This is a genomic window from Kineosporia sp. NBRC 101731 (genome assembly GCF_030269305.1).
Classification (GTDB): domain Bacteria; phylum Actinomycetota; class Actinomycetes; order Actinomycetales; family Kineosporiaceae; genus Kineosporia.
Window position 1 is genome coordinate 1 of sequence record NZ_BSTC01000048.1, and the last position, 504, is coordinate 504.

Annotated in this window: 1 pseudogene; it reads right to left on the reverse strand. The window is 67.1% G+C overall.

Annotated elements, in window-relative coordinates:
• A pseudogene (locus QSK05_RS36040) lies at positions 1-504 on the reverse strand (hypothetical protein); the annotation flags it as partial.

A 504-nucleotide genomic window follows, 5' to 3' on the forward strand; every position in this document is an offset into this window, starting at 1 on the left:
CAGGGACAGGTCTGGAGGCTGCCACCAGGCCGGGATCATTCCTTCGGGTAGGGGCACGAACCCGTATCGGGTGACATTCTGGCGCCGGTAGTCGGCCTCGGCCTCTATGTCTTGCTCTATCCGGTGGCGCAGGGATTGCGGGATCCGCGAGGATGCGGCGGCGTTGCCCGGCCCTGCTGCGTTGCCCGGCCCCTCTGCATTACCCGGCCCCTCTGCATTACCCGACCCTGTTACGTTGCCCGGCCCTGTTACGTTGCCCGGCCCTGCTGCGTTGGCGTCGCCAGCTGGATCGTCCAGGGATCCCTCATACGGCTCGCCTTCGTCGTCAGCATCAGTACTGGCGTCAGCATCAGTGCTGGCGTCAGCATCAGTGCTGGCGTCAGCATCAGTGCTGGCGTCAGCATCAGTGCTGGCGTGGGTGCTGGTGTTGGTGACCGGGACCAGGGGGATCGGTGTTCCCTCGGCCAGGGCCTGGACCAGGGCGGCCAGGACGTCGGCCCGCCG